25 protein-coding genes and 1 tRNA gene are annotated in these 22,774 nt (G+C 43.7%); 17 read left to right on the forward strand and 9 right to left on the reverse strand.

All coding sequences use genetic code 11. The annotated features are described in order from the left end of the window. The first annotated feature begins 107 nt into the window (after positions 1 to 107). Genes VJB08_04360 through VJB08_04375 form a run of 4 tightly spaced genes read left to right on the forward strand, consistent with a single transcriptional unit; the run spans position 108 to position 6,500 of the window. On the forward strand, positions 108 to 908 hold the full coding sequence (locus VJB08_04360; GenBank protein ID HLD43191.1) for an IS6 family transposase: 801 nt from the start codon (positions 108 to 110) through the stop codon (positions 906 to 908). 51 nt (positions 909 to 959) lie between these two features. Next, positions 960 to 3,311, forward strand: a complete 2,352-nt coding sequence (locus tag VJB08_04365) for a hypothetical protein (GenBank protein HLD43192.1) — start codon at positions 960 to 962, stop codon at positions 3,309 to 3,311. Then, positions 3,301 to 5,556 carry a hypothetical protein gene (locus VJB08_04370; protein HLD43193.1) on the forward strand — a complete coding sequence of 752 codons (2,256 nt, stop codon included), beginning with the start codon at positions 3,301 to 3,303 and terminating at the stop codon, positions 5,554 to 5,556. The genes VJB08_04365 and VJB08_04370 overlap by 11 nt, the downstream gene beginning before the upstream one ends. Then, the gene (locus tag VJB08_04375) at positions 5,553 to 6,500 is read left to right on the forward strand and encodes a lysylphosphatidylglycerol synthase transmembrane domain-containing protein (GenBank protein ID HLD43194.1); all 948 of its coding nucleotides are present in this window, start codon (positions 5,553 to 5,555) and stop codon (positions 6,498 to 6,500) included. The genes VJB08_04370 and VJB08_04375 overlap by 4 nt, the downstream gene beginning before the upstream one ends. Here VJB08_04375 and VJB08_04380 read toward each other — a convergent pair. From VJB08_04380 to VJB08_04395, 4 genes are read right to left on the reverse strand one after another with little or no spacing between them, the layout of a single operon-like run. Then, positions 6,497 to 7,513: a glycosyltransferase family 9 protein gene (locus VJB08_04380; GenBank protein HLD43195.1), complete on the reverse strand. Its 1,017-nt coding sequence runs from the start codon at positions 7,511 to 7,513 to the stop codon at positions 6,497 to 6,499. The two genes, VJB08_04375 and VJB08_04380, sit on opposite strands and share 4 nt — an antisense overlap. Then, entirely contained in the window at positions 7,510 to 7,917 is a 408-nt protein-coding gene (locus VJB08_04385) for a GtrA family protein (protein HLD43196.1), read from the reverse strand. The genes VJB08_04380 and VJB08_04385 overlap by 4 nt, the downstream gene beginning before the upstream one ends. Before the next feature lie 30 nt (positions 7,918 to 7,947). Next, a complete protein-coding gene (locus VJB08_04390) occupies positions 7,948 to 8,652 on the reverse strand; it encodes a polyprenol monophosphomannose synthase (GenBank protein ID HLD43197.1) in 705 nt (234 codons plus the stop codon). Further along, on the reverse strand, positions 8,649 to 9,707 hold the full coding sequence (locus tag VJB08_04395) for a glycosyltransferase family 9 protein (GenBank protein ID HLD43198.1): 1,059 nt from the start codon (positions 9,705 to 9,707) through the stop codon (positions 8,649 to 8,651). Before VJB08_04395 ends, VJB08_04390 begins: the two co-directional genes overlap by 4 nt. Before the next feature lie 74 nt (positions 9,708 to 9,781). Here VJB08_04395 and VJB08_04400 point away from each other — a divergent pair, with 74 nt between their 5' ends. The 3 genes from VJB08_04400 to VJB08_04410 all read left to right on the forward strand — a co-directional run bounded on the left by VJB08_04400 (position 9,782) and on the right by VJB08_04410 (position 12,998). Continuing rightward, positions 9,782 to 11,359, forward strand: coding sequence for a DUF6541 family protein (locus VJB08_04400; GenBank protein HLD43199.1), 1,578 nt, complete (start codon positions 9,782 to 9,784; stop codon positions 11,357 to 11,359). Further along, positions 11,349 to 11,672 (forward strand): hypothetical protein, encoded by a 324-nt coding sequence (locus tag VJB08_04405; protein ID HLD43200.1) that lies wholly within the window; start codon positions 11,349 to 11,351, stop codon positions 11,670 to 11,672. Before VJB08_04400 ends, VJB08_04405 begins: the two co-directional genes overlap by 11 nt. A gap of 387 nt (positions 11,673 to 12,059) precedes the next feature. Next, positions 12,060 to 12,998, forward strand: coding sequence for a hypothetical protein (locus VJB08_04410; GenBank protein ID HLD43201.1), 939 nt, complete (start codon positions 12,060 to 12,062; stop codon positions 12,996 to 12,998). A 16-nt stretch (positions 12,999 to 13,014) separates the two neighbouring features. On the opposite strand, the gene VJB08_04415 is transcribed toward VJB08_04410, so the two are convergent. The 3 genes from VJB08_04415 to VJB08_04425 are packed head-to-tail and all read right to left on the reverse strand — an operon-like array spanning position 13,015 to position 15,908. After that, positions 13,015 to 13,419: a hypothetical protein gene (locus tag VJB08_04415; protein ID HLD43202.1), complete on the reverse strand. Its 405-nt coding sequence runs from the start codon at positions 13,417 to 13,419 to the stop codon at positions 13,015 to 13,017. After that, positions 13,388 to 15,085 (reverse strand): hypothetical protein, encoded by a 1,698-nt coding sequence (locus VJB08_04420; protein ID HLD43203.1) that lies wholly within the window; start codon positions 15,083 to 15,085, stop codon positions 13,388 to 13,390. Before VJB08_04420 ends, VJB08_04415 begins: the two co-directional genes overlap by 32 nt. A gap of 37 nt (positions 15,086 to 15,122) precedes the next feature. After that, positions 15,123 to 15,908, reverse strand: coding sequence for a Fe-S cluster assembly protein HesB (locus tag VJB08_04425; GenBank protein HLD43204.1), 786 nt, complete (start codon positions 15,906 to 15,908; stop codon positions 15,123 to 15,125). A 210-nt stretch (positions 15,909 to 16,118) separates the two neighbouring features. Here VJB08_04425 and tnpA point away from each other — a divergent pair, with 210 nt between their 5' ends. From tnpA to VJB08_04460, 7 genes are all read left to right on the forward strand, one after another. After that, positions 16,119 to 16,574 carry an IS200/IS605 family transposase gene (gene tnpA, locus VJB08_04430; GenBank protein HLD43205.1) on the forward strand — a complete coding sequence of 152 codons (456 nt, stop codon included), beginning with the start codon at positions 16,119 to 16,121 and terminating at the stop codon, positions 16,572 to 16,574. A gap of 61 nt (positions 16,575 to 16,635) precedes the next feature. Further along, positions 16,636 to 17,241: a hypothetical protein gene (locus VJB08_04435; GenBank protein HLD43206.1), complete on the forward strand. Its 606-nt coding sequence runs from the start codon at positions 16,636 to 16,638 to the stop codon at positions 17,239 to 17,241. 125 nt (positions 17,242 to 17,366) lie between these two features. After that, a tRNA-Pro gene (locus VJB08_04440) sits at positions 17,367 to 17,456 on the forward strand. Positions 17,457 to 17,464: 8 nt separating this feature from the next. Next, a complete protein-coding gene (gene rpl37ae / locus VJB08_04445) occupies positions 17,465 to 17,704 on the forward strand; it encodes a 50S ribosomal protein L37ae (GenBank protein HLD43207.1) in 240 nt (79 codons plus the stop codon). Further along, the gene (locus tag VJB08_04450) at positions 17,701 to 17,838 is read left to right on the forward strand and encodes a DNA-directed RNA polymerase subunit P (GenBank protein ID HLD43208.1); all 138 of its coding nucleotides are present in this window, start codon (positions 17,701 to 17,703) and stop codon (positions 17,836 to 17,838) included. Before rpl37ae ends, VJB08_04450 begins: the two co-directional genes overlap by 4 nt. Before the next feature lies 1 nt (position 17,839). Further along, entirely contained in the window at positions 17,840 to 18,172 is a 333-nt protein-coding gene (locus VJB08_04455; protein HLD43209.1) for a prefoldin subunit, read from the forward strand. Continuing rightward, the gene (locus tag VJB08_04460) at positions 18,169 to 18,417 is read left to right on the forward strand and encodes a UPF0147 family protein (protein HLD43210.1); all 249 of its coding nucleotides are present in this window, start codon (positions 18,169 to 18,171) and stop codon (positions 18,415 to 18,417) included. The genes VJB08_04455 and VJB08_04460 overlap by 4 nt, the downstream gene beginning before the upstream one ends. 35 nt (positions 18,418 to 18,452) lie before the next feature. Here the strand turns inward: VJB08_04460 and VJB08_04465 are convergent, their stop codons facing one another. Beyond that, entirely contained in the window at positions 18,453 to 18,995 is a 543-nt protein-coding gene (locus VJB08_04465) for a mechanosensitive ion channel family protein (GenBank protein ID HLD43211.1), read from the reverse strand. A gap of 65 nt (positions 18,996 to 19,060) precedes the next feature. After that, positions 19,061 to 19,915 (reverse strand): hypothetical protein, encoded by an 855-nt coding sequence (locus VJB08_04470; protein ID HLD43212.1) that lies wholly within the window; start codon positions 19,913 to 19,915, stop codon positions 19,061 to 19,063. 135 nt (positions 19,916 to 20,050) lie between these two features. Between VJB08_04470 and VJB08_04475 the strand changes: the two genes are divergently transcribed. The 3 genes from VJB08_04475 to VJB08_04485 all read left to right on the forward strand — a co-directional run bounded on the left by VJB08_04475 (position 20,051) and on the right by VJB08_04485 (position 22,458). Beyond that, a complete protein-coding gene (locus VJB08_04475) occupies positions 20,051 to 21,028 on the forward strand; it encodes an NAD-dependent epimerase/dehydratase family protein (protein HLD43213.1) in 978 nt (325 codons plus the stop codon). A 235-nt stretch (positions 21,029 to 21,263) separates the two neighbouring features. Further along, a complete protein-coding gene (locus tag VJB08_04480; GenBank protein HLD43214.1) occupies positions 21,264 to 22,307 on the forward strand; it encodes an SGNH/GDSL hydrolase family protein in 1,044 nt (347 codons plus the stop codon). Next, positions 22,297 to 22,458: a DUF5989 family protein gene (locus tag VJB08_04485; protein ID HLD43215.1), complete on the forward strand. Its 162-nt coding sequence runs from the start codon at positions 22,297 to 22,299 to the stop codon at positions 22,456 to 22,458. The genes VJB08_04480 and VJB08_04485 overlap by 11 nt, the downstream gene beginning before the upstream one ends. Positions 22,459 to 22,774: the final 316 nt, after the last annotated feature.

Consider the following 22,774-nt stretch of genomic DNA (forward strand, 5'->3'; position numbering starts at 1 on the left):
GGTTAAGTCAACTTAAGTGGGAAAACATAAAATCTCCTTTTTCTTAAAGAAAACCGAAGGATAGCCAAAAAGCGTTGAAGCTGTGCTATCCTTCGGAGGAAGATCAAATGATACAGACAGATCTGAGTAGCTTTAGCTATAAAAAAGGTTCGCTTGTGCCTTGGTGCAAGCGGTGCGAAGCACAGCATTGGTATAGAGATGGAAAGAACAAGCAAGGCATCCAAAGATACAGATGCAGGCAATGCGGATACCGCTTTCTCTGGACAAGCGACCTGCCCCATAGGAGAATCTTTAGTAACGTAGTGAGTTTTGCAGTTAAGATATACACAGACCTGCGCAAAGCAATCTCACTTCGTGGGATTGCTGAGCTTCTTAAGGAGGTGTTCAATGTTGTGGTCAGCCACGAAGCTGTACGCAAATGGATCAGAGCAGCAAAGAGAACGCTTTATAGACGGGAAATACCTGCAACAACAGCATGGCATGCAGACGAGACCTACATCAAGATTAAGGGAAGTGGGTACTGGTTATGGGTTGTCTATTGCGCAGATACGGACTATGTGCTTGGGTGGCATATCAGTGATACGCATCTGTTTAAGGACGCAAAACAGGTTCTTGAGATGGCACTCAAGAACAACCACGGAGTTAGGCCAGACAAGATAACCACTGATGGCCTCTGGCAGTATCCTGCTGCCATCTACAAAGTCATGGGCTGGAACTGGAGAGAGCATAAGAAAAGGCATATTGTTGACAGTGGCATTGGCAAGAATGCGATCATTGAGAGGCTGAATAGAGAGATTAAACGAAGGGTTAAGTGGTTCAGCACATTCCAGAGTTTGGGAGGCGCTCAAGCATTCTTTGGGCTATGGTTCTACCACTACAATCAAAGAAAGTCAACACACGCGTGTTGACTTAACCGCTAGTAACTAAGCTTTTTAAATAGAGGGTGTTTAACGATTTCTATGTGGGGAAATATAACGGAGATATTGAAGAGAGCACATCGTACCCATGGGATTCCCTTACTTATAATTGCTCTTTTGCCATTTTTCTACCTTCATACATATCTTGACCCAGGAGAAACCTACCGAAGTGATCTGCTATTCAGGACCGCAAAAGGGGAGATCATAAAAGAATCAATCCTAGAATATGGAGATTTCTACCCTATGTGGAACCCTTATCTCATGTCCGGGGACATGTTCTGGGCACGCCCTAATTCAGCTGACCTGCTCTACCTCCCCTGGAATCTCATCTTCTTCCTTCCGGCACTCGATGCCTTAAAACTCATCTTGGTCTTGAATATAGCATTTGCCGGGATCTCCATGTACTCATTAATGGTCTCACTCAACATCAGACCTCAATTTGCCATAATCTCTGCGTTCACCTACATGTTCAATGGCTGGCTCATGGAGCATTTCCAGACAACCCATTTCTCCACTCTAGCGGCATACCCTTTTGTTCCTCTGATTATCCTCTTCACAATAAAAGCCTGCAAAAAGAAGGATTGGGTCTATTATTCAATTATGACTGGAATCCTCTTCTCCCTCCAAGTATATTCAGGCCCGGACTTAAAAGTGATGATCTGGACAGTTCTTATCTTTGGATTATACTTCCCTGTATTCATTCTTGGAAAAAATATGAAGAAAAGAGTCGCAAAAGCTGTATACATCTTTTTTCTTATAGCAGTTGTCCTGCTTGGCTTAACAGCCCATCGTATCATACCCACAAAAGAAACGTTAGAACAGACACAGCGCCTGCAACTCCCTTGGGAAACCGCCTCAAGCAGAGATATCCAGCCGCGCCAATTCTTTACGCGACTTATAGAGCCAATCTATGAAGGAATCCCTAAAATACACCGCACAGGATTTGACCAGAATATCGGTATTGTTGCATTTATATTAGGATGTTTTGCCATCTGGAAGCAACCAAAAAAGAGGATAACCCTGTACCTCATACTTGTGGTAATACTTTCATTATTTCTGGTGACCGGATCATTTGTCTTTTACGTGTTATGGAAATATGTACCACCTTTTGGAGGATTTCGTTATCTCACAAGAACAGTAGTTATATTCGTATTTGCATGGTCCGTATTGGCAGGATTAGGGTCACAACATCTCTTCTCGTCCATAAAATCAAAATGGCCGCTTCTCTCAAAGAAAGCCTATTGGTCTATCTATACAGGAATACTGTCCCTCTTAATCCTCAATCTTCTGGTTTTTGGTCATACTCCTTACAGGGACGAGGTCATCTTTAATTATGAAGACGCAGTAAATAAAAACCCTATCCTAAAAGACCTCAGCGAGAGGCCTGGCTATTTCAGAATACACACCTATGAAACAAATGGTATTGATTGGTCAACTGATTTCTACACCGTCCCCCTAAAGCTCGAGCATATCCTTGGAGCCGAAACAGCTTGGGACCCGCGATATTTAAATGAGTTTTTAAGCATCGCAAACAAAAACCCAGCAAAATTATGGGGGTTGCTGAACGTCAAATGGGTAACCGCCCAAAATAAGATCGATGTAAGCGGCTTAGAATTGGTAAAAGAATACCCTCCTTGCACTGCCTGTGATCCCCATGAAAGATTACGCAAAGCATGGGGACCTTATCTTTACGAAAATACACTTTTCTTACCACGAGCATATATCGCGCATCACGCAATCCTCGTCGTGGGCGAGACGTCAGCTGCAAAAAATGTCATGTACAGTTTGTTGATCAGCCCAGATTTTAAAACATCCACAACAATTGTAGTGCTTGGCCCAAAAGAAAAAATAGACCAGTATGATTTAGGCTTCCTTGAGAGATTTGATGCTATCTTACTAACTCAGGGATCCGTCGGCAACTCACCACCCAATGCTCTTTCACAATATATTGCCGCAGGAGGCACAATCTTCCCTAACATCCTTTCCGGAGAAACGAATGCTAATCCTAATGAAATATCCATGTTCCTAAAAACCCTTGCTACCCCCATCGACCCAATCGAAGATAATAAAATTGTCAGAAATTCATTTGATGATATAAGGGTAAGTCTCCCAAAATCAGGCGGATTTTTGGTAATGAGTGAGAAATTCTCTCTCTACCCTTGGTGGCACGCATTTGCCGATGATAAAGAAGTTCCCCTGTACGTTTCTGACGGGGTAATCACTGCAGTGCCCTTGAACGAGGAGGATACAATAGAGTTTAAATTCATCATGAAATCCATCTTATATTCTGCCATCGTGACTCTCTTTACAATACTGCTCCTCCTAATCTATCTCTCAACAAGAATAAGAAAAAGAAGGCAAGGACAAACAGCAAAAGAAGAAAATGGGCTATAAACTGTTTTCGGAAGAGGCAAAGAACCATGTTCTAGCGGCAGTATTCTTGTTAGCAATAGCCATCCTGCTCCAAAGACAGTTTCTCTCTCCCGCAAGCGTCCCAAACAGCGACGTCCTTAATGTAGATTACACCTACACCATCAATATGGGGAGGATACTTAAACAATATCATCAATTTCCTCTGTGGACCGACACGTATATGGGGGGAATGCCGTTCTTCGTCAATTCCCAATATCCTGTTTTATACTTCACAACGCTATTCCAGATATTCCTTCCTTTCTCAGCCTCAGCCTTCCTTAATTTCATGACAATATTGAATACATTCCTCAGCGGGCTATTCATGTACCTCTTGATGATATACATTCTTAAAAAAGAGTCTCGTTATGCGGCAGTTGTATCAGGTTTAATCTGGATGGGAACAATTCCGGTTGTAGGCTGGAACAAGACGTGGCATTTTAGGGCAAATACCATCATTTGGTTGCCTCTTATACTCTTGATGCTTATGAAGGCATACTACACAAAAAAAAATTGGATTGGCTATTCTATGCTTGCGGGATTATTCATGGCATTTGCCTTCCACGGAGGTGGAGTTGATGTATTCTTATTCTTCTCAGATGTGATAATCTTATTCGGATTCGTGTTTATTATCGGAAAAAATATCAAAAGTCACATCATAAAGATGGCTTTGATAGGGACCGTCATGAGTCTCTTCTTCTTTGGTCTAATCGCAGTCAAGCTCATCCCTTTGCTTGAGTTCAGCGATATCAGTAGCAAGTCAGGGGATTATACCTTTGAAGAATCCGTTGGAAAGAAAATAACCAAGGTTGATGCAGGGCAACTTCTGAATAGAATGTTCTTTCATAGAGGGAGTGAATCATTAAAAGTGGGGATTGCAGCAGTACTCCTTGCAGCAGCCTCGTTCTTCCTTATCCGTAAGCGGATGGTCATTTTTGGAATACTCATAGCAGTTTCAGGGCTCCTTATCGCATCAGGATCACCATATTATTATCTGTTCTGGAAATTCGTTCCCGGATTTGGAAAAATTCACCACGTTGAGCGTGCATACTATATATTCACATTTGGAATTGCGATTCTTGCGGGAATGGGCCTAACCTATATAACTGCCAGGTTCAAGAGACAAAAAAAGATCATATCCGTAATGGCAATCCTTGCACTCATAATCGACATTGTTGCTTTTGGCTATTATGATTATCATGATTTCATAAACTATGAAAAGGAGATGGAAACAAACCCAATGTGGAACAGATTTGCTAATGACAAAGACATATTCCGCGTCCACAAGGTAGATCAATTCATGATAGGTGGAAAAGGAGCCAATTACGGAGCAAAATTTGGGAAAGGAGTATTAATGGGGTTGATCACAGTCTGGATTCCAGAATACTTCAATGAATATCTGGGCATTGCAAATCGGGATCCAGCAAAGTTCTTTGGAATGCTGAATACAAAATATCTTTACTCGGAAAATCTAGTGAATATCTCAGGGCTTCGTCTTCTTGACGAAATGCCAGATTGCCTGTATTCAGACTGTAGGGAATCGGGCCCATACCTCTACTTGAATGAAGAGTGGCTTCCTCGGGCATATCTTGTGGATAACAGCATCCTGATATTAGGGCAGCAGATAAAACCAATGGTATATACCCTAATGTTGAAGGAATCATTTGATCCGAGGACAACAGTCATTATCCATGGGAGAGATAGTATCAATGATTATTCGTTTGAGGAGCTTAGTCAGTTTTCTGCTATTATACTCACGCAAAATGCAATTACGGCCGACTCAGGGCTTTTACTTGCGGCATACGTAAGCCAAGGAGGCATACTTCTTCCTAACATCCTCAATGAGACGTTTGCCATGACTGATAGTGATATAAACTCTCTTCTCCTAAGTCTCCAAGAAAGAAAAAAAGCACTAGAAGCTTCAGAAGTTGAATTTATAGAATACTCCCCTAGCAAATACGGTCTTAGAATAAACTCCAATGCAAAGTTCCTTGTCCTTGCAGAAAAATTCTTCATGTTTGAAGGATGGAGGGCAACGCTTGGGAAAAATAGGCTCCAGCAATATAGGGCTAATGGCATCAATACGGCAATATACTTGGGAAACGCTCAAGGACGTCTGGGGTTAAGTTATCTCCCAACCTCCTTCTTGAAAGGACTGTTAATAACCCTTTTCACAGCTTTTTTAATGCTGTCTTACTATCTTATCTATAGAATACAAAATAAAAGATGAGAATAAAAATATCCGATCTGGTAAAAGTCTTCGTAGGGACACTTATCTTAGTTATACTTATCACACAAGTAGGGCTTGCCAACATCATAAATCAGATAACTGCTGTCAATCCAATATTCTTGCTCCTTGCAGTCATAACATCCTTTATATCGTTAGTTATAGCAGCCTATAATATTCGTATTTTACTATACCCGTTAAATGTAAAGATACAATTCCCGCAATTATTAAAATACACATTTGCAGTCTTGGTGGTAGGAGTGTTTGTTCCAGGCAGATTTGGAGAACTATCCCTTATCTATTTTTTAAGGAAGGGGGGCGCAACAGGGATGCAGGCAACCGAGATTGTTGCAATTCAGAAAGGTATCATATTTCTCTCCACAACCTTCTTTGCAACATTTGGTCTATACATCTTCCTTCAACCATCCCAAGCCGTCATCATATCTTCCTTCTTCTTGGCTCTCGTTACTGTCTCCTTAATTGTATTTTTCTATACAGGAAAACAAATGGCACAAAAGTATTTTCCAGAGAAATATACCCACAAAATCATCTTATTTTTAGATTTGATTGCAGGATATATACAAATTCAGAAAAAAACTCTTGTTATAAATCTAGGGATTTCCCTCCTGAATGGAATCTTATTTGGGCTAACCTTATTCATACTCTTCTTAGGATACGGTGTCCAGATATCTATATTCCATGCCGTAGTGATCCGAGCTTTGCTAGGAATAGCATCCACAATCCCCCTGACATTTGGTGGAATAGGGATCCGAGAATCTCTGGGCGTCCTGATTTTTGCGCAGCTTGGAGTAAACATATCCATTGCAACTTCAGTATTTCTCCTCTTGCTTATTATCCGATTTATATTTGCCGGAGCAGCTTCGTTATTCATACTCGATAAGACCATCCTCTCTTCAAGGAAGAACACACCCCCAACCAACTTCTAAAAAAAACGAATTCCTAAAAAAGCTTGTAGGACCGAAGATATAGAAATCCTGCTCATGCAGGCTCCAGCCCGATCTCCAAACCTCCCATACACATCATAACACGGGCATCCCTTAACATCAGATTCAATGACGACAGCATTCTTAGGAGCAAACCGCTTTGCAGGCGTAGGCCCGAATAAGGCTATAACTTTTGTTCCAGATGCAGCAGCAATATGCAAAGGCCCGGAGTCATGCGTTACCACCACTCTGCATCTTTTCATGAGCTCATAGGTTTCTCCAAATGAAAATCCCGTGCAATCAATCAAACCACTATGAGTTAATGCCTCTGCAACCTTCTCATCATTCTTTCCGCCAAATATCAAGAATACCCTCTTTTTCTTCTGTAATTGTGAAATAAGCTCTCTGTAACTCTCCAATGGCCACCTCTTGAACAGCGCCTTTTGGCCTGGATTCACAGCCCCTCCGGGAGCAATGCCGATCAACTCTTTTCCAGCCAAACCTTTCTCTCTCAAAAATCTCTCAACGTTTTTTCTTTCATCCTTGGAAGAAAACATCTCAAGCGAATACTTCTTTGGCACCGAAATCCCAATTGCCTGAGCCAACTGAAGGTACATATCCCCCTCATAGCTCTCTCCCGTATACTGCGCGTTCTTGGTATTCCACTTCCCTTCTCCATATCTGTCAAAGCCAACCCGAACCGGTATCCCGAAGAGCCTAGCCAGCAATCCAAAATGCCAGGATTTATCCAAAATAAAAACCATGTCAAATCTCTTTTTCCTGATCTTGAAAATCAATGGAATCAATCTGAGCCTGCTGAAAAACCTGAAAAAGACTGAGTCGTCAACAGGGATAACTTCTGAGACATGGGGATTGTTCTCCAACACGCCTGCAGACCACCTCCCGCAAAGATACGAGATCGAAGCGTCAGGATACTGTTTTTTTAACACCCGTATCAATGGCGTTGAGAGCAGCACATCACCGATCCCACCTGACCGAAAAAGAAGGATTTTCATGCAAACACCCACCATTTGTTGAGCTTATAGTTCACGACAGCAATCCCGCATGTCACCAGGATAATCGACACGAGGTAATTAAACCGAAATGAGATCACTGCTCCCAAAATATTCTCAAGCGCAACAGAGCTCACATAATTAAGAAGGATTGTGGAAATGCTAACAGCAAGGAACCTCACAAATCTCCTTAAAGCCTCTGAGTGTTTTCTGAAAGTTATCATCATATTAAAAAAGAAATTCAGCAGCAAATTAATGCTCAACCCAACAGCATAAGACGCCTCCCAGGGAATCAGCAGAATCTCAGTGAGCGCTACAGTAATGGCCCAATTGACTATTGCTCCTAAACCGCCTCCGATTGAAAAGACCCAGAACCTGCTCGATACTACCCGTTGCATAAAGGACATATGTTATGTGTTATCCCTATCTTTAAAAACTTATATCCTCCCGAAAAGGCGCATCAGCCTGAGTTTCAGGATCAATGTATAGCCCTGGGCGAGCTGCTTCAATCCAAGCTTGGACTCCCCGGATGTCCGATCCTTAAATACAATAGGAATCTCACAAATGCGAAACCCCTTGAGATGCGCTTTAAACAACACCTCCTGCACAATTCCAGGCCCTTGAGCCCGTATTCCAGGAGCGATTGCCTCTAACACCTTTCTCCGGAATGCACGAAACCCGGAATTGCAGTCCTTGGCCTTTAACCCCAAAAGGAAGCGGATATACAGATTAGCTGCTCTTGTCACAATTCTTCGGATAATCCCCCTTCCGACCTCCTCCCCGCCCTGAATCATCCGCGATCCCAAAACAACATCGCATTCCTTCAGTTTCTCCAGCAGCCGCGGAATATCTTTTGGATTATGGGAAAAGTCAGCATCCATCTCAACAACCTGCTCTGCGCCTTTTTCCAGAGCGTAGAGAAACCCAGCTTTTCCGGCATTGCCCCTGCCGCGCTCCTCCATACGGCGAAGCAGATGAACTCTCGGCTCTCTTTTTGAGACATCCTCAACAGCCTTCCATGTGCAGTCAGGGGAATTATCATCTACTACTACGGCTTCAACCTCATGCTTAAGAATCTCCTCCAAAAGATTCTCAATATTCTCCAGTTCATTATAGGTAGGAACCACAACAAATGTTTTCACCGAATCACCTTCTTCAAGGCCTCAATAAAATCATCCACCTCAAGCATATCATTGCAGCTCGGCTTTGCAAGCCCGTCTTTCTTATAGCAGCAGACGCATCCGCCGCGAGGAACCACCTTCTCCCCCATCCCATATAATTCAATCTCGGCAGAACTTGTCGGAGCAAAAAACGCAACAACCATCTTCCTCAAAGCTATGGCGATATGCATCGCAAGGCTATCACTCGTAACCACAACATCGCAGATGTTCACAATGCTGGCAAACTGCCTCAAATCATTATCACAACCCGCATCAATAACCCCGCTAACCCCAAAAGCAATCCTCTTATTCCTCCCAGCCTCTTCTGGGCCGCCTAATAAAATTATCTTAATTTGTTTTTTTGTTTTTTTGTTTTTTGAATTGTTTATTTCTTTTGGATGGAGTTCATTCTTAATTTTTTCAATCAACTCAATGGTCTTCTCCTCTGATAATATTTTTAGTGGCCACCTTCCGCCAGCTCCTGTATTCACGCCAATAACCAGATCATCCTTCTCAATTCCATTCTTCTTTGCAAAGCCGTCTCCAAATACCTTCTCCTGTTCTGTCAAATACAAAAGGGTATCAAACTGCTTTGGCCTGATCCCAACAATCTCCTGCATGATCCGCTGCCAGGTTTTCCTGTTTGCCTTTTTCAGCTCGTCATTCCTCGGCTTCTTGCCCAAAGCAGACATTGCATGCCATTCAGCAGCGCTTGAAGTTGGCACCACTTTTCCATCCTTCCAGATATATCCGACCTTCTCTCCTGTAAGGCCAGATGCAAACCTGCAAACCTCTTCATCCTCCTCTAAAATAATAATCCTAAAGTATGCGCTGGCAGCCAAATCTGTGAATCCCCCATCATCCCATAAGATAATCTTCCCGATGAAAGGATTGTTCTTCAGCAGCTCCATGCCACCTTGAGAAGTAACCCACCATATCGGGTTGCCAGGAAAATGCTCTTTCAATCCCTGAAGCAGGGAAGTTGTGCGCAGCACATCTCCAACAGCTCCAATCTTGACAATGAGGATAGGATTCATAGTCATACAAACCTCGCATGAGTTATAAAGATTTCTAAGCAATTCTTTTAAACCCCAGTTCCTTTTTGGCCTCTATGAAGCTGGAAAACTCAATTATCGAATCAGTCTTCCTCCTTGCGCTCTTCCTCGCAGCATTCTGGCTCTGGACCCTCCCATTCCAGCAAAACCACACTCCTTTTGGCGATGTTGACTCATCAACCCATTTTGGCTTAGGAGACTACATGGCATACAAGAATAAGGCAATCATTGACGTTCCGTATTTCTTCTCCTTCAGATATGGCAAGAACAACGCAGGCAAGCTGTGGTATCCTCCTCAGTACCACACAAATCAGGCAATCTTTGAGCTTTATGGCGGCTCCAGAGAGATTCCAGCCCAGATCTACATAGCTTTGATGTCGGCAGCGGTCATCTTCACCTCTTATATCCTCATGCGAGCCATCTACGGCTTCCTTCCAGCCCTGCTCACATCAACCCTACTCCTCTTCTCTTCAAGAGATATCTCATGGTATATCCTCGGCCAATATCCCCAAGTCCTTTCATTTGGCCTTGTTCCTTTGTTCCTCGCAAGCCTTTATCTCTATGTCACAAAAAAGCAGACCATCCATCTCTATCTTGGATCAATTCTGATTGCTCTTCAGTTCTATTTCCACCCCCAAGCCATCTTTGTCTCAGCGATTGCAACGTTCTTCTTCGTTGTTTTTTATTTTTTAAAAGAAAAAAAAATTCCCTCAAATCTAAAACCGGATATAAAACACATAGTATTCTCAATCTTGATATTGGTGCTACTCATTGCCCCGTTCTATCAATTCCCCTTTGGAAAAGGCTCTATCTACAAGAATCCAATTTCGGCAGCATTGCAACAAGAGAAGCCCTATGGTCGTCTCCTTTACTGGTATGGCAATGAGAAGCCTGAAGGCATCTCTCCTTCCTACTATCAATTCACGGAGATGCACGGAAATCGGTTCTCATATCTCCTTATCCTCCTTACTATTCTAGGGCTTATCTTTACCATTTACAGAAGAAATCCAGCAGATCTCATGCTTCTTGCCATGTTCCTAACCCTTTACCTTGTCATGCACTCAAATGTCTTTGGATTAGGCAGGGCAGAGCGCTTTATGGAGGCAGAGGCAATGCTTCTCTACCCAATTGCAGTCATTGGTTTTTTTGGCGTACTCTCGGCCTCAACTTCATTTTTCAAAATTGAAAATAATAAAAAAATAATAAAGATTGGGACTATAGCAGTACTCATCCTCTTTTCGCTTTTCACATTAGGAACAAATGCCTATACCCAACTCAAAGGAGCCTATGCAGGCTATGGAAGGCTTACCCCTCCTCAAGTTGAGGCAGCCCAGTGGATGAGAGCCAACCTTCCCGAAGACGCAGATGTCTACCTTGTCGGCACAGCAATCTACACCAAGAAGAAATGGCTCCAGGCAGCTTCCTTTAGGCATATGGTCACAGATACAAAGCCCATTTTCCCGGATTTCTCCCTCTCTGATGCCAATTATGCCTTCCTTGATTACTCAGAACTTGGCTTGCTTGGCGGCCAACCAGCCCTCGATTCCATCAACGCCTGGGCTATCCAAAACATCCAAAATGCAACACTTCTGTATGATAAAGGCAATATCAGGGTGGTGAAGCTTGCTGAATAAACCCCCCATTCCGGCAATTCTTGCAGCTTTGGCATTAGGCTTGGCGTTTGCCCTCTTTGGGCCTTCAGGAATTAGGTCCATCCTCACACTCTTCCTCTATGCTGTTCCTGTGTATGTCATCCTGCTGAAATCACCCCTCAGCCAAGCCGAGAAGGCCATTTATTCCCTCTTTATTGGAATTGGCATCATTCCCTCATTTGCCTACTGGCTGAGCCTCAAATATGCCTCATTGTCGGCTGCAGCAGCTATCGTCTTTTTTCTCTTGATTGGGGTAGGAGTCTTCATAAACAAAAGGCAACACACGGCTCAGTAGAAAGTCGTCATTGCCGCCCTTCGTGAGGCCCTGCTCAGCTCAAATGCAGACCGACAAGGGGGTAGTCCCATTCGGGGGATGTCGGTTTATTCAAAGTACAATGCAAGCCGAAATGCCCCGAAGGAGCGACCAAAAATGTGAAGCATTTTTGAGTACCGGCGGCAATCGCAAAGCGAGACTTTCTACTGAGCCGCAACTCCCTCAATAATCCAAGATAAGTCTTTGTAGAAAAATATAAATTTTCCTCATACAAACCTCTCAAACCAAGAAAAACTTGTTTATTCTTTGTGATTATTACTCAAAAATAAACTTCTAGAAAAAAATAAAGAACTCTGATGAACAAAGATATATAATCCCTTAAACCTTCTAATTGTCCACCCCTTAGCCATGCAACCCCCCACTTCACATAAAGCCAGAAAGAGCTATGCAAGTAAATTCATCACTCTGGCAGCCGCTGCCCTTCTCTATGCCGCTCCATCTTACGCTTCTGGGCCAACAGCAGGGCCAGCAATAGCCCCCAGTCATCAGGCAACAAGCCAATACACCAAGCAACAAGCCAATACATCCCAAATCCGGCCTGCAACAAGCCAAGAGCAGCTACACAACCAAATATCTGACCTTGAGCTCCAGATACAAGCGCTTTCCAAGCAAAAATCAGAGCTGGAAAGCCTTCTCCCAGCCCCCCCTCCACCCCCTCCCGATACCCTTTCAGGCTCACTAATGGCAGGCCTGACCTACACAGAGAAGAACGGCACCAAAGGCCTCACAGGCACAGCAGACATCAAGGTTGACTACACTCCTACTGAAAGTGTCTCCTACAAATTCAGGAACCTTTTGGATGTTGTTGGAAATGGCAGCGAAACGCAGCTGAGAAACCAACTGACTCTTAGCAGATATGCTGAGTTAACCGAGCGCTATGACTGGTTCCTTGAGGCAGAATCAATCTACGACCGAGACATGTTCAAGCAGAATCTCGATGCAGGTCTCCGCATTAATCACCCATTCGATATTTCCTGGCTTGATCTTGAATTTGGGGCAGGCAGCCAGTATTTTGACAAGGATTTGCGCTTCATCATGACTCAAAAAACCATCATCAACTACCCTCTTACATGGAATGACGAAGTATGGGCAACTCTGAAGGCAGAGCAGAAATTCATACTCCTTGATACAGGCAATCTTGATGAGGCACGAGGCGAGTACAGCCTATCACTAGCTAAAAGCCTCTATCCTGGGCTTAACATCGAACTCTTTCACCGCCGGGTTGATGATAAATCCATTGGAACTACCTTCAGCATAACAGGAGTTGCTGTCACAACGACATTCTGAGAACGCGCGGGCAGAGTTATATGCTGCTCTCCCTCCTGCTTGCAGATCTCCATATGATCCAACCACCTACCAGAAGCATAACCAATGGTATAATCACTGAATGATACTTCAAATCCAATCCGATAATCGACAGATTATATCCAACCACGCCAAACACAGCAATGCCTATACCTGCCCCAATCACAACCCTTTCCAGGAAATCCAACTTCGATTGCCAATAAAGCATTAAACTCCACCCCGGCAAAATAAACATCCACCACAACAAGGCAGCAATCCTCGTCGTAACCAAGAACGATTCATTGTAAAAAATAATCTTTAATAAAATAATCAAGCCCAACACTATATAAATCAGATACAAGCATTCTTTCTTTATCATAGAAACTACATCTTTATCCAAGGCAGTCATCTCCTGGGTTTTCATTCTCTAATATCGCCACCAGCGGATTTGAATAGATCTCCTTTATCCATGGTTTCTGCAAAAGAGTCTGCGCAATGGCCATGTTATACTGGGCAAGGACTTGCTGCCCTGCGCTCTTGGTAAAATAGAGGTAACGTGCAGTGCAGATATCTTTCTCCTCCACCTCCTTTGGAGGATAGACAAGCCCCTGGTATTTCATTTTTGTGCAGCCATAGGTAGAGTTTCCAACGAGCTGCAGGTTGAGGTGGTTGGGATAATACCCGGCATCTGAAAGCAGATTAAACTCGCAAAGGTACACATGATAGCTGTCTGCCAATCCAAAAAAATACTTCCTAAATATCTTCTGCTGCTGGATTCCCTCATCCATAGTCTTTGGATTGATCTTAAATGAAACCCTGTGCGAGTTATACAACGCAGCAGCCTGGCTCAAGCCATCAGAATAGAAATAATAAACAAATGAGTCAGGATCAGTATTCTCCCGGATCCACAGCAGGCTCTCCCATGTATACCCATCCATAAGCCCGCTTCCTGCGTTGGTAACTTTTAATAGTGGAACTCCAAAAAGCAGCAATAAGCCTAAAGCAACAGCCGCAGAGTGTCGAAAATCCCACTTCTTGTAAATAAAGTTTTTAACAACAAAATGGATTCCAAACCCAATAAAAAAAGCAAGGTAGAACCACCAGTAAAACCGGTGCGTATATGCTCTCTTTCCGAAACCAATGACATACATATAGCTCATGGCAAACATGAACAGGGAGAAAAGAGCAATGACCCAAGAAGCACGATCCCGTTTTGCTAAAAACCAAATAATATACACAAAAAACCCACCAATCGCAAGTAGCCCCCAAAATCCCAGCAATCCAAGATTCACTTCCCTAAACCCAAATGTTCCTTCGCGCACAGTCTGCAATCCTCCCTGCAATAAATAAAACCCCCTGTAAAAAATTCCAAGGTTATACGCAGCAAGCGCAAAGGAGGCAATCCCCGCAAAAATGACTGGCTTCAGAGCAACAAAAAAATCCTTTCTAAATACAAAGAACTCAAATAACAAAAATAAGATAATAAAGAACACAGTAAATATTGCTTGAGGAGGGTGAGCTAAAAAGGTGGCGGCTAAGCTAACCCCAAATAACCTCCATAACCCTCTCTCGGAAATCCTCTGAAGAAACCATACATTGAGAAACAAAAACAGCACCCCAGCAACAAAAAGCCAGTTTCCCCACCAAATCCCTTGATTAAACGGAACAGTCAGAATCAGCAAGGTAAAGGGAATCCCAATCAGCGCCGCATGCGTGTTAAACCTCCTTAAAACAAAATACAAAACAAGTGCAGTCAATGCAAAAAACAAAACTGTTATAAAATAGATTCCGTCATACACCTCAATCCCTGCTGCCTTTGAAAAAACAGCAGACATATAGTACAAAAACGGAGGGTGAACATCATACACTCCTCTATGCCCACCAACCTCATACCACGGAGTTATCTTTACCTGCCCCGTCTCCTTGAAATAATCTGCAACGCTCTGGTGCAGAAAGGAATCTGAGGCAAGATAGCCATAAGGATGGTCATGTTTGACCTTGAACTCCCAGGCATTCCCTAATCCAAGATAAAGAAACGCCGAAAGGACAAGGACGATAATGCCTGCCTCAAGCCCTTTTTTCACATCCATACGAACAGTTAAAGAAGCCGAGTTTAAAAGAATTGCTCTAGACCCAAATCTCCTTATCCCTAAACTTGATGAGCCCCTCCTCAGAAAGCTCCAAACACAATTCCCGAATAAACCGGAGAGGCGTCTTTAATTGTTTTGAAACATCCTGCGTACGAAGATTCCCTTTCAGCGCCATCTTCACAATCTGGCTCCTGTACCATCTTCTGCTTCCTTCAAACTTCCCTTGTTTCCCCAGTGAAGAGACTCCAGTCTTCCTTGCTGTTGCAACCATTGCTCCATAATCCATCAATGCATTATGCCAGATTCTTGATTTTCCCTTGGGGATAAGCTCTTTTGCAATCTTCTCCAATTCCATAAAAGAAATTCTTTCATCCAATCCAAACTCATGGATCAAGATCCTCCGGATATTGGTATCAACAACAGGAACTGCTTTATTAAACGCAAAAGCCAAAACAGCCCTGCTGGTATACGGCCCAATCCCTGGCAAACTCCGCAGATCCGCCTCATTCTTTGGAAATTCCCCTCCAAACCTCTCAACAATCTCCTGGCAAGCTCTCTTGAGACTGATTGCCCTTCTGTTATACCCCAATCCTGACCAAAGCAGCAGCAACTCCCTATCATTCGCCTTGCTCAACGCAAAAACATTTGGATATCTCTCCACAAATGCCGAATACTTCGGAACAACCCTCTCTGTCTGTGTCTGCTGGAGCATCACCTCAGAGACGAGAATCTTGTACGGATCCTTTGTTTTTCTCCAGGGAAAATCCCTCCCCAGCTTCGCGTAATGACCCAATATTTTGTTTTGAACGCGTTTGATCGCCATACAATCGCATACCTCCTATCCCTTATTTATGCTTTGCTTTGCATATCTTAATAGGTTGAGCCAGAAATCTCCGCAGTTTACTGCGTGAGATGAATGGCTCAGTAAACTATTTCTACTACAAAAATAAAAAAATGCGTGGCGAACGAATTTTTGCGCCACGCACTAACATCTCAAGTTAGCGTGAGCTTTCTTCGCCGGAGCGCGAGCAAAATGGCAACCCTTGAAATGAAACATTATGCCCACAAAGTCGACGTGAACGTGCATCATCTGGAATGGTGCACAAAGTACCGCTACAAGATGTTTAAGCAGGAAGAGTATAAAAATCTAGCTGAAGAAATTTTGCGCGAGACCGCGCAAAGGCATAATATCCTCTTCCGCGAACTGTTTGTTATGCCTGAGCACATCCACGCAAGCGTTGAAGCTCCAATGTCAATGAGCCAAAGCAAAGTGCTTCAGTTGCTTAAAGGAAATCTGAGCTATCAATTATTTCGGCGGCAGCCGAAATTCCGGCTGCGCTATCCGCAGGGGCATTTCTTCAGCCCAGGAGCTTATGCTGGCAGCGTCGGCTACAACACGGTTGATGTCGTCGACAGCTATGTAAGAAATCAGGCAGACATACACCAGATGCGCCTGCCGTCGTTCACGTCAGGAAGCCCCGCACTTTAGTGCGGGGAGGAGGTCACTAAATAAATCAGTATTCTTTCTATGTATGTACCGTCTCGAAAAAATGATATATACCCTTTTGGAGAATATGCATAGAGAAGAGTTGGAGAACAACCTTAAAGCAATGCAATATGTAGGCTGGCCCGATGCCGAGTTACTCACAACTCCACGTGACATGCTGCTTGAAATGAAGAATTTGAGTGCATCCCATCACGAAGGCCTGGTTTCATTAACTGATTATTATGCTCTTGATTTCAACGCCGCGAAGCCTAAAAGGCCGCGTACGGGGTATATTGTTAAAGCTGTAGGAATGGTAGTTGACAGAGTACTCGCTGGCGCGTTCCCAGACCGCTATAGGATAGATTTAGTGGCGATCTCGCATATCGAAAGCATCAAAGGAAAAGTTCCCCACAAAATCATTACAGTCACGAATGGAGAGAAAAACCTTGAATGCTATGTTGATATGCACCCAGAACTTATCTCCCATAAATTTGAGCATTATTTATCTCAGGCGTTCATTCATCAGGGGGTGGATAATATTATCGTCGGCAAGCCAAAAAAGAACAGGACAAGATTATTCTCTATTAATCCCTACTCGGGCGATAAACATAAAGAGCCCGTAATCCCAGACCAAGCGATGCCCTATCTTCTTTCACTGCTTGCCGCATGATTACAAAATTCTTTTCTTTTTAAGACTCCATTATACTCCTTTACCCTAATCAACCTTCCTAAAAACGCAAAAAACCAAGCATAGAAACCTTTATAAACCGCCTCCTATTCTTGTGAATCCATATCGGGGCTGTGGGGTAACTTGGTCAATCCTTTCTGGTTTGGGACCAGACGATCCCGGTTCAAAGCCTGTGGGTGAAAGTCCGGGCAGCCCCAGTTGAACAATGGCTAACACGACACGACGCTTTGGAGCCCGCTACGGAATCAAGGTCAGAAAAAACGTCGAAAAAATTGAAGTAATTCTCAGGCGAAAGCACGTCTGCCCCTATTGCAAGGCTCCTGCAGTCAGGCGCAAAGCAGTTGGCATTTGGAGCTGCCGTAAATGCAAGTCAGTCTTCACTGCCCGTGCTTATGACTCTATTAAGACAGTCATAGCTTCAGGAAAAACATCGGAGCCTAAATGACATCCTATAAATGCTTTACCTGCAATAAGCGCATAGGCTTTGAAAGCCTTGGAAAGCGGATCAGATGCCAGTATTGCGGCTCAAAGATGCTTTTTAAGCCGAGATCCAAGCCTACACAGGTAAAGGCGCGGTAACATGGCCGATAAATCAACACAGCAGAAAATAGAGCAACTGCAGCAGTTCGAGCAGAGCCTGCAGAACTTTCTTGCCCAGAAGCAGAGCTTTGAATCGCAGCGCATTGAGCTGGACGCAGCCCAAAAAGAGCTTGAGTCTGTTGATGAAGCCTACAAGCTCATCGGAAATATCATGGTCCTCAAGAAGAAAACCTCCCTTACTGATGATATTGCCGAAAAAAAGAAAATAGCAGACCTTCGCATCAAATCAATCGAAAAGCAGGAGGAAACTCTTAGAAAGCGGGCCAAGGAGCTCCAAGCCGAAGTGCTCGGTGCTATGAAAAAGGAACCATGAACCAGTTTATTGAGATTATCGAAATCCTGAAAACATTGCAGGATGATGCGGCTGTTCCAAAGAACATACGCCTGAGAGTGCAGGGAACTGTCACAATCCTGGAAAGCGGTGAGGAATCCTCTATCAAGATCAACAAAGCGCTGAATGAGCTTGAAGACCTCGCAGATGACTCAAACATGCAGTCGTACATACGAACGCAGCTGTGGAATGTCGTGAGTTCTCTTGAGAAATTGACTGCCCTGTAATCTTTGCGCAATCGGCGTATACTCTTTCGCGCAATCTACAATTTCTGAATAATCTGCCCTCTCAACAGCCGGTTTGGGACGATGTAGCAATCCCCTTTCCTTGTCTCAACACGCGTCTGCACAAGGCCGAAGTGGACAATCTTCCCCTCAATCCCCTGCGCAGCAATCCTGGAATTCTCTTTGATGCCCTGCCTGCTCAGGATACTCCATGCCAGCAGGTTGGGCAGAACATCCTTCAATGCCGTCAGGGTTGAAACAATGAGAAGGAAAACAACCGCTCCGCCAATGAAAGTGAATGCCCACGCTCCTATCCCCAGCTTGTCAAAAACAAGGAGAATCGTGATGACATACGTTCCATACATCACAATGCCTCCGATCGCCTGCTCAATCGGAACTCCCAATCCCGTTACCTGCTTCGCAAGAAAATTTATCTCGATCTCATTCAGGCCGCGCTCGATAAGCCTGCCAAGAAGCCTGCCAAGAGTGAATCCTACAACGAGGATGAGAAAGGCAATGATAATCTCGGTAAAGAATCCTGACAAGGATTCACTAATCATCGATAGAACTGACACAGCCATAGCTTGTAAAATCACTACAATCTTTATAAATATGGTGGTTCTGAGGCTCGATTGCAAGTTCCATCTTAACCCCTCGCCAACATATTATGCGTAAAGCACTTCATATAGAAGTGCCTTGCCTGCATGCCGACGGACTTCCCCCGTAAGGTTTCTCCCATGCCTCGTTTGAGCATGCTATTCGCAGTTTCAGTCAGTGACCTTCTATGGTAGCTTCTCCCAGGCCATTTCCGACGCAATTGCTTGCGTCGCGACCCTTTTGTCCTATGCACAAGAACCTCCTTATGCCTCAAAGGAGCAACGCCTTTCCCTCCAAGTTCAAGCACTTTGTCATGGAAGCGCTCCTGAGCATCAAATTCAGTATCTGCTACTATGCTCTTCCCTTTTACCCATGACCCAAGCAACTTATCAAGGTCATCTAAGCCATTCCTCCTAGGATAAGCATAGATAACAGCGTCTATAATCCTTAAGCTTCGAGTTCCTGTTGCTATAGTGACCTTCCTATTCGGCTCCCTTTCCAGCACCCTCTTTGTGCGCTTACAGTATGCTACGCTGGGCCTGCTGATCTGGAAATGGGTAGGGTCAAGTGCTATGCACTTGTCTCTGCCGCCTTTGCCGCTTAGCTGGACAAGCTTGCGGTAAAAGCGTGGCGGAATGCGTCGCCATGCACGCCACAGCGTCGAAGAATCAGGAAAGGTTTTAAGCCTGAGACTTAGCGGAGGGCAAGACTCCACAAGCCTCCTAAATCGCTTGTAGCTCTTGTCTGCCATGCAAAACAGGACATAGAGAACAAGTATCAAGTGCACATCATATCTTTCGTTCTTGGTCTTGCTCCAGTGCTTTGGCACGTCGTGGTTTCTTAGGAACTTGAATGTCTTAGCAACAACTTTATTAAGGTCTACATCATATGTTCTCTTTCGCATTGTGGGGTCTCCACCACCCCCATCTATCCATTAGATGGGGGCTGAAGCCCCCTTAAATCTTTCTAATTGTGAGTTAACTTGCAATCGAGCCCATCCTCCTCAACCTTTAAATATCCCCACTAATCCCTCTTTTTAATGGACAAAATCTTTTTGACAGGAGGGGCGGGATTTATAGGATATCACATTGTGAAGCAGCTCCTCAAGAGAGGAGACAGCATCGTTATCTATGATGCGTTCCAGAACTTTGCAGACCCGCGCAAGAGCAAATATGCAAAATACCTTGATTTTCGTCTTAAGGATCTGGGAAATCAGGCAACCATTATCCGTGGCGATATCAGAAACAACGGCCTTCTTGTACGCTCGTTGAAAGAACATAAGCCGAACATCGTTGTCCATCTGGCAGCCCTTCCCATAGCTCCCGTATCTGACAAGCTCTCTGAAGACGCAATGACCATCAATCTGCAGGGAACCGTAAATGTCCTTGAGGCGATGCGTGAATCTCCTTTTGTAAGACGATTCATCTATGCATCTTCAAGCATGGTCTATGGGGATTTCCAATACACTCCTGCCGATGAAAGTCACCCGAAAGCCCCCACGGGAGTCTATGGAGCGACAAAAAAATGCGGAGAGCTTCTCACAAGAGTATTCTCAAAACAGCTCGGATTTGATCACACGATTATACGCCCCTCTGCAGTCTATGGGCCAACAGACGCAAATAACCGGGTATCCCAGCTTTTTGTTGACGCAGCACTCGAAGGAAGGCCTCTGATACTCCATGGCGGCGGCGCATCTAAACTCGACTTTTCTTATGTTGAAGATGTCGCTGAAGGGTTCATACTCGCCATGAAATCGGAAAAGGCAGCAAACCAGACATTCAATATCACTGCAGGCCAAGGCAGGAGCATCAGGGAATACGCAGAAATTGTGAAAAAGCACGTTCCTGAAGCAAGGACAGAGGAAAGGCCGGCAGACTTCTCGAGCCCGGAGCGTGGAGCATTGGGCATCTCGAAGGCAAGGAGTCTGTTAGGCTATGATCCAAAATACTCTATCGAAATAGGCATAAAGAAATATATAGATTTTATAAGGAAAATTGAACGAAAAGAAGCTTTTTAAATCGACCTGATTTACCCAATTAAACTCAGAATCCAGAAAATAAAGGATCTTGTCATAGGAAAATTTTTAGTGAAAAGGAAAAATAATCTGAAGGACGCCTTGGACAGTGAAAAATACGTCAAAGATTAACCCGTATAATCCGCTAAGAAAAAACCGATTAAACTTCCTCCTATTCTTATCGAGCACACTGGCTTGTTTAATCCTTCTTGAATTGTTCTTAAGGCTCACCATGCAAATGCCCTATTCCTGCATCCTTTATGAAAAAGATGACGCGCTTTCATTTAAGACTAAACCGAACTTGAACATCACGTTTAGAACAAAAGAATATGAAGCACTGTATACAACAAACAACGACGGAATCAGAGAGTATACCCAAAAGAAATTCAACAAGGCAAAAGGCCAGCAAAGAATCCTGACAATAGGCGATTCATTCACTTTCGGTATTGGTCTAAACAAAGAGGACACATTTCAGGAAAAATTAAAAGAAAAACTCTATACGATACTCAAAAAAAAGGTGGAGGTTATTAATGCAGGAACTTCTGGGTATGGGGCAGCACAGTCATTCGAGTTCTTAAAAATGAACATTAAGGGGTATGATCCGGATATAGTCATCTTCAGCTTTTATAATAATGATGTCCTAGACGATCGCGAATATTCTTCATTAACAGTTGGGAATGGGTGTTTAATAAGAAAGGATATCAGCCGACTTAAAAAGTTTTTGTATACTCATTCAAGAACGTATCTTTTCTATAAATCTTATAAAAACTCCTTTTCCATAGGAATCGAACCAGTAAGGAACGCTCTTTATAAATTTCGGAACTTTTTAGTGAGATTAGGGTTGTCTAATGGTGCAAAAATAATGTACCCTATCTTAGAAAACCACACGTCAGACGAACTCAATAAGGCATGGGAAAAAACACTCCAAAACATCCAAGAGATGGATAATCTATGTAAACAAGAAAATTGCACATTTGTCCTAGTATACATCCCTTCTAGGATACAAGTAAACCCAACGTTCAGGGAGGAGTACATCTCCAGAAATAATCTTAATGAGGCAGATTTTGATTTCGAGAAGCCATCGCGACTGCTGAGAGAACATGGCCGGGCAAAAGAGATGATCTTTGTGGACCTGCTTGAAAAATTTAGTAAGGTTAATATAGATGATAATAATTTACAAATATACAATGAGTACGACCCGCATTTCAATAAGAACGGCGCAGAGGTCTTTAGCACAGTACTATTAAACAAACTAAGAGAGATATACAAAAATGAGGAATAACAAATCACTCATAGGAGAAACATGGGAATTCTTAAAGGTAAGGAAAGCATGGTGGCTTGCCCCTATAATCATTATGTTATCATTAGTAGGCGCGCTTATCATATTTGGACAAAGTAGCACACTCTCCCCATTCATCTATGCCCTATTCTGATATAAAAATGCCTGTTTTTAAGGCGAACGCAGCGACCTAGGGTCTAAACCTCCGCCCGGAGGGTGGTGGAGGAGATTACAGTCCAAAGCATCTAGAACCTAGTCCAAGAAGACGGATCATACCTACTCGTCAGGTTGACTCAAACCCTTAACACTATACGGATAGTGTCCAAAAGGCGTACGTTGGTTTTGGTCCTCTTCTTTGCAACCTTACTGAAATGAGAAGGGGTGGGCTGTAGAAAAAGGTTACGCCTTTAATCAAACATCAGTTGAAATCTCAGCTACTACTGAATCCTTCTATATCCCCTCTATTATCG

Source organism: Candidatus Nanoarchaeia archaeon (assembly GCA_035290625.1).
In the GTDB taxonomy this organism is placed as follows: domain Archaea; phylum Nanobdellota; class Nanobdellia; order Woesearchaeales; family DATDTY01; genus DATDTY01.

Bases quoted from the DNA above. Each gene is read 5' to 3' on its own strand.
- rpl37ae (HLD43207.1), top strand. From the start codon at position 17,465: ATGGCTAACACGACACGACGCTTTGGAGCCCGCTACGGAATCAAGGTC.
- VJB08_04380 (HLD43195.1), bottom strand. From the start codon at position 7,513: ATGAAAATCCTTCTTTTTCGGTCAGGTGGGATCGGTGATGTGCTGCTC.
- VJB08_04465 (HLD43211.1), bottom strand. From the start codon at position 18,995: ATGGCTGTGTCAGTTCTATCGATGATTAGTGAATCCTTGTCAGGATTC.
- tnpA (HLD43205.1), top strand. From the start codon at position 16,119: ATGGCAACCCTTGAAATGAAACATTATGCCCACAAAGTCGACGTGAAC.
- VJB08_04450 (HLD43208.1), top strand. From the start codon at position 17,701: ATGACATCCTATAAATGCTTTACCTGCAATAAGCGCATAGGCTTTGAA.
- VJB08_04360 (HLD43191.1), top strand. From the start codon at position 108: ATGATACAGACAGATCTGAGTAGCTTTAGCTATAAAAAAGGTTCGCTT.
- VJB08_04410 (HLD43201.1), top strand. From the start codon at position 12,060: ATGCAACCCCCCACTTCACATAAAGCCAGAAAGAGCTATGCAAGTAAA.
- VJB08_04435 (HLD43206.1), top strand. From the start codon at position 16,636: ATGATATATACCCTTTTGGAGAATATGCATAGAGAAGAGTTGGAGAAC.
- VJB08_04385 (HLD43196.1), bottom strand. From the start codon at position 7,917: ATGTCCTTTATGCAACGGGTAGTATCGAGCAGGTTCTGGGTCTTTTCA.
- VJB08_04455 (HLD43209.1), top strand. From the start codon at position 17,840: ATGGCCGATAAATCAACACAGCAGAAAATAGAGCAACTGCAGCAGTTC.
- VJB08_04370 (HLD43193.1), top strand. From the start codon at position 3,301: ATGGGCTATAAACTGTTTTCGGAAGAGGCAAAGAACCATGTTCTAGCG.
- VJB08_04365 (HLD43192.1), top strand. From the start codon at position 960: ATGTGGGGAAATATAACGGAGATATTGAAGAGAGCACATCGTACCCAT.
- VJB08_04485 (HLD43215.1), top strand. From the start codon at position 22,297: ATGAGGAATAACAAATCACTCATAGGAGAAACATGGGAATTCTTAAAG.
- VJB08_04395 (HLD43198.1), bottom strand. From the start codon at position 9,707: ATGAATCCTATCCTCATTGTCAAGATTGGAGCTGTTGGAGATGTGCTG.
- VJB08_04375 (HLD43194.1), top strand. From the start codon at position 5,553: ATGAGAATAAAAATATCCGATCTGGTAAAAGTCTTCGTAGGGACACTT.
- VJB08_04415 (HLD43202.1), bottom strand. From the start codon at position 13,419: ATGAAAACCCAGGAGATGACTGCCTTGGATAAAGATGTAGTTTCTATG.
- VJB08_04480 (HLD43214.1), top strand. From the start codon at position 21,264: ATGCCCTATTCCTGCATCCTTTATGAAAAAGATGACGCGCTTTCATTT.
- VJB08_04460 (HLD43210.1), top strand. From the start codon at position 18,169: ATGAACCAGTTTATTGAGATTATCGAAATCCTGAAAACATTGCAGGAT.
- VJB08_04400 (HLD43199.1), top strand. From the start codon at position 9,782: ATGAAGCTGGAAAACTCAATTATCGAATCAGTCTTCCTCCTTGCGCTC.
- VJB08_04420 (HLD43203.1), bottom strand. From the start codon at position 15,085: ATGGATGTGAAAAAAGGGCTTGAGGCAGGCATTATCGTCCTTGTCCTT.
- VJB08_04470 (HLD43212.1), bottom strand. From the start codon at position 19,915: ATGCGAAAGAGAACATATGATGTAGACCTTAATAAAGTTGTTGCTAAG.
- VJB08_04475 (HLD43213.1), top strand. From the start codon at position 20,051: ATGGACAAAATCTTTTTGACAGGAGGGGCGGGATTTATAGGATATCAC.
- VJB08_04425 (HLD43204.1), bottom strand. From the start codon at position 15,908: ATGGCGATCAAACGCGTTCAAAACAAAATATTGGGTCATTACGCGAAG.